This window comes from Dietzia sp. CQ4 (assembly GCF_014145125.1).
Taxonomy (GTDB): Bacteria; Actinomycetota; Actinomycetes; order Mycobacteriales; family Mycobacteriaceae; genus Dietzia; species Dietzia natronolimnaea.
On record NZ_JAALDZ010000325.1, the window covers coordinates 1 to 3,819 of the forward strand.

At 72.2% G+C, this 3,819-nt stretch carries 4 protein-coding genes and 1 pseudogene; 4 read left to right on the top strand and 1 reads right to left on the bottom strand.

Annotated features, from left to right (window positions below; all coding sequences use genetic code 11):
* Window positions 1-369, bottom strand: a pseudogene (locus tag G6031_RS16020) (hypothetical protein); the annotation flags it as partial.
* Window positions 370-575: 206 nt separating this feature from the next.
* Between G6031_RS16020 and sigE the strand changes: the two are divergent.
* The 4 genes from sigE to tatB all read left to right on the top strand — a co-directional run.
* Window positions 576-1,199, top strand: coding sequence for an RNA polymerase sigma factor SigE (gene sigE / locus G6031_RS16025; protein ID WP_179525588.1), 624 nt, complete (start codon window positions 576-578; stop codon window positions 1,197-1,199).
* 102 nt (window positions 1,200-1,301) lie between these two features.
* On the top strand, window positions 1,302-1,721 hold the full coding sequence (locus G6031_RS16030; RefSeq protein WP_179525587.1) for a zf-HC2 domain-containing protein: 420 nt from the start codon (window positions 1,302-1,304) through the stop codon (window positions 1,719-1,721).
* Between the two features lie 10 nt (window positions 1,722-1,731).
* Complete coding sequence (locus G6031_RS16035) at window positions 1,732-3,288, top strand: trypsin-like peptidase domain-containing protein (RefSeq protein WP_338404172.1); 1,557 nt, start codon at window positions 1,732-1,734, stop codon at window positions 3,286-3,288.
* 92 nt (window positions 3,289-3,380) lie between these two features.
* The coding region (tatB, locus tag G6031_RS16040) for a Sec-independent protein translocase protein TatB (protein WP_182653797.1) at window positions 3,381-3,819 on the top strand (439 nt) is incomplete at its 3' end.

The following is a 3,819-nucleotide window of genomic DNA, read 5'->3' on the forward strand; positions in this document are numbered from 1 at the left end:
CGCGATGTAGCGGGCGGCGGACGCGGGGTGTCCGGCCGCGCGGAGGGCGGTCCGGGCCGCCTCCAGGTGATGGGGATCGTCGGTGATGCAGGTGACCACGGTCCCGGAGCCCTGCCCGGCTGCCGCCAGGATCGCCAGGGCGGGCACGCCGGGAGCGGGCGAGATGCACACCGCGGTGCGGGCTCCGGTCAGTCGGGCGACCAGCCGGATCACCTCGGCGGTCAGCGCGTCCGGAGAGGCGGCACCCAGTTCGGCCGCGTCCGCACGGGCGGGGGCGTAGAGCGAGTCGTCGACCAGATCGGAGCTGCGGCGCGCGAGGTCGGCGAGCCGGGAACGGTCGGAGGCGGGGACGTCAGTCGAATCGGACACCCGAGCAGCGTATCGCCGCGCACGCGGACGACGTGTCCAACGCGCGGTGATCGGATCGGTATGAGACTCTCAGGGGGATCTCAGTACGGGTATACCGTGAGGACAGCCCGATGAGAGAGGGTGGGCACACGTCGTTCCACGAGGGGGCGACGGAACACCGCGCGGACGACTTGCGAGGAGCCCGCGCCGGAAGGCGGCGGCAGCGCATGTACTCGCAGACGGTGCACGAGACGGCGATCGCTCCCGGCGGTGACCACGACGAGGCGGTCGGTACCGCCCGCTTCGACGCGAGTGGTGATGCCGCTGACATGCCCTCCTGGTCCCAGCTCGTCGCCCAGCACGGGGACAGGGTCTACCGGCTCGCATTCCGGCTCTGCGGCAACGCCCACGACGCGGAGGACATCACCCAGGAGGCGTTCATCCGGGTGTTCAGGTCCCTGGACAAGTACAAGCCGGGCACCTTCGAGGGATGGATGCACCGGATCGTCACCAACCTCTTCCTCGACATGGCGCGGCGTCGGTCTCGCATCCGCTTCGAGGCGCTCCCCGAGGACGCCGAGCGGGTGCCGGGTCGTGAGCGCAGTCCGGAGCAGGTCCTGTCGGAGGAGACCTTCGACCCGGTCCTGCAGACCGCCCTGGCCAACCTCTCCCCGGAGTTCCGCGCGGCGGTGGTGCTGTGCGACATCGAGGACCTCAGCTACGAGGAGGTCGGCCGGATCCTCGGGGTCAAGATGGGCACGGTCCGCAGCCGCATCCACCGGGGTCGTTCCGCGTTGCGTGCCGAGCTCGAGGCGGCCGGTGTGACCGGGGTCCACCAGAGCGTCGACTGATCCCCCCGGGAGCTCCCGGGAACCACCGGGGTATCCCGTGCGTTGATCATCCCGGGCGGTCAGAGCCCGGCCCCGAGGGCAGACGGACGAGGAGGCGCGAGGGTGGACCGACACCAGTCAGGACGCGGGTCCACTCCCGAGTACCGGTTGTCGCGGGACTCGGTCCGTGAGGTCGCCGGGAGTACGCCACCCCCTCGATCAGAACCGCACTTCCTCTCCACCGACCACCTCTCCACCGAGGCGGCGGCAGCGTACGTGGACGGCTGCCTCCCGCCCGCGGGACAGGTCCGCGCGGACGCCCACCTCGCTCTGTGCCCGCAGTGTCGACGCGAGGTGGCCGAACAACAGGACGCACGTCGCGCTCTCCGGGGATCCGGGCCGATCCACATGCCCGGTGATCTGCGGGAGCGCCTCCGCCTCCTCGGGGAGGAGCCGACCCGGGAACCCACAGGCGCCCCGGTGCCCCCGCCCGGGAGCAGGTGGTCGAGGCTCCTGCGCCGCCTGCGTTCGTCCGGCCGTTAGGCTGGGGCGCGTGGAGGACGAGACTGGTGTGCCCGGACCGGCGGAACGGGACGTCGACCCCGACCGGCCGCTTCGCGAGCCTGCGCCGATCCACAGGCCCGTCGTGGACGAGGCCTCCGCCGAGCGCTTCTCCCGCCCGCCCGGGGTGACAGGAGGATTCGACCCCCGGCGTCCACAGGCTCCGGTCGATCACTCCGCTCAGGACCGCCATTCCGGCCCGCACCGGCACTCCGGCGCGGCGGACGGGCACGACGCCGACCCGGCACTGGCCGCCGCGTTCGGGCCGTCGGGTGACACCGTCGGTGGTATCGAGCGGCATCCGGGCTGGCAGGACCGGGTCGAGGTGCCACAGCCCGCCCCGCCCGACCCGTGGCGGGATCCCCACGCCCCGGTGGGGTTCGGAACCCCCGCCCTGCAGGCGGCGGACGAGCCCGGACCGGAGGATCTGTCGGGTGCGGACGTGCCCCCGCCGCCGAGGCTCTCACTCTCCGAGGCTCTGTTCGAGCGGCGACTGAGCAGGCAGGCGCTGGCAGGGGCGACCGCCGCCGTCGCCGTCATCGCCCTCGTGGGAGGGGGGATCGGCGCGGTCGTGGCCGATTCCGCCCGCGTCCTCACCACGTCGACGGTCCGCATCGCCGACGCGCCGGCGAACGTCATCCGGCCCGACAACCCGGTCGGTGAGGTGGCGCAACGGGTCCAACCGGCGGTGGTCCACATCCAGGTCTCCACGGCCTCGGCCCGGGGTGAGGGCTCCGGCATCGTCATCGACCCGCAGGGCTACATCGTCACCAACAACCACGTCGTCACCATGGACGGCGCCGCCGACAGGGCGGACATCGACGTCGTCTTCCCGGACGGGTCCAGGGCATCGGCCGAGTTGGTCGGCCGCGACCCGGCGACCGACCTGGCGGTGCTGAAGGTCGACGATGTCCAGAACCTCACCGTCGCGACCCTCGGTGATTCCGATCGGGTGCAGGTGGGCGAACAGGTCGTCGCCATCGGGTCGCCCCTCGGCCTGGCCCGGACGGTCACCGAGGGCATCGTGTCGGCCACCCAGCGGCCGATCGCCCTGGGGGAGTCCACCTCCGACGGGGACGTGGTGATCGACGCCATCCAGACCGACGCGGCCATCAATCCCGGCAACTCGGGTGGTCCGCTCATCGACGCCAGCGGGGCGGTGATCGGGATCAACACCTCCATCTTCACCCAATCCGGTGGGTCGATCGGGCTCGGGTTCGCCATCCCCGTCAACGATGTGCGCGACATCGCCACCTCGCTCATGAGCGAGGGCTCCGTACGTCACGCGACCATCGGCGTGAACGCGCGCAAGGCGGAGAACGGCAACGTGGAGGGTGCGGAGCTGGTCAACGTGCGGGAGGGGTCGCCCGCACAGGAGGCCGGGCTCCGGGAGGGCGACGTGGTGACGAGTGTCGGGGAACGCGGTGTCCGGTCCTCCGACGAGCTCATCGTGGCCGTCCGACGGGCGGGCGCGGACGTCGACGTGCCGGTCGAGGTCATCCGCGACGGTGCACGGATCGAGGTGACCGTCCGGCCCGTACTCGCCTGACCCGCTCGGGGCCGGCAGGTCGCCGGCGCCGGTGGCCGGTCGTCCGAGGTCGTGGTGCCGGTCGGTGCCGGGACGACGTATCCTCGGAGGCGATGTTCACTAACGTGGGGTGGTCCGAGCTCCTGGTGCTCGGCGTGATCGCGCTCGTGGTCCTGGGGCCCGAGCGCCTACCCGAGGCCGCCCGCTGGCTGGCCTCGGCGATCCGCAAGGTCAAGGACTTCGCGGGCACCGCCCAACAACAGCTCCGTGACGACTACGGGGCCGACTTCGAGGAGTTCCGCGAGCCGCTCAAACAACTGAGCGACCTGAGGGGCATGAGCCCCCGCGCGATGGTGACCAAGCACCTCCTTGACGGCGACGACTCCTTGTTCACGGGGGACTTCGGCGCGGCCGCGCCAGCGGGAGGACCGCGGTCGACGGGTCCACAGGCGGCCGGACGCCAGTCGACCGGGCCACAGTCGACCGGGCCACAGTCGACCGGGCCACAGGCGACGGACTCCCGGGCGGCCGGGCCACGGTCGACGGACCCCC